Origin of the sequence: Streptomyces sp. DH12 (assembly GCF_020873895.1) — a bacterium.
In the GTDB taxonomy this organism is placed as follows: domain Bacteria; phylum Actinomycetota; class Actinomycetes; order Streptomycetales; family Streptomycetaceae; genus Streptomyces.
Window position 1 is genome coordinate 1 of the sequence record NZ_JAHWGT010001161.1, and the last position, 442, is coordinate 442.

Genomic DNA, 442 nt, shown 5'->3' on the forward strand with positions numbered 1-442 from the left:
TGTGGGGCTTGCCTGTGAGGCTGTAACTGACGGTGGATCCGATGCTCTCTCTGCTACTCGTGCCGATGAGGCGCAGAGTCTGGTCCTCGTAGGTGTACGTGACGGAAGTAGCCGGCAGGGCGCCAGCCTGGGGGTAGCCAGTGCCTTGGACCAGGCCGGCGACGTTATAGGTCGCGGTGCTCAGATAGGTGCCTTGCAGAGCGCCCTCAGCAGCGGGGATCGTGATGGAGGTGCGCTGCGGACGGTAGAGGCGGTCATAGGCGACGACCTTGCTGGTATAGGCGTTGCCGTCGTCGTACCGGGTGGACTCGGCGAGGTGGCCCTTGGCTCCGCTGATGGTGTCGTAGACCCACTCGGCGCGGAGGGGTCCGGTGGTTGAGTTCTCGCGGAGCTCCGTCTTCCGGCCGAGGCCGTCGTAGGAGTACCAAAGGGACGGCGCGTC

At 65.4% G+C, this 442-nt stretch carries 1 protein-coding gene; it reads right to left on the minus strand.

Annotated features, from left to right (window positions below; genetic code table 11):
• Positions 1-442 (minus strand): hypothetical protein (locus LPA54_RS39045; RefSeq protein ID WP_228985134.1); only part of this gene is annotated, 442 nt, incomplete at both ends.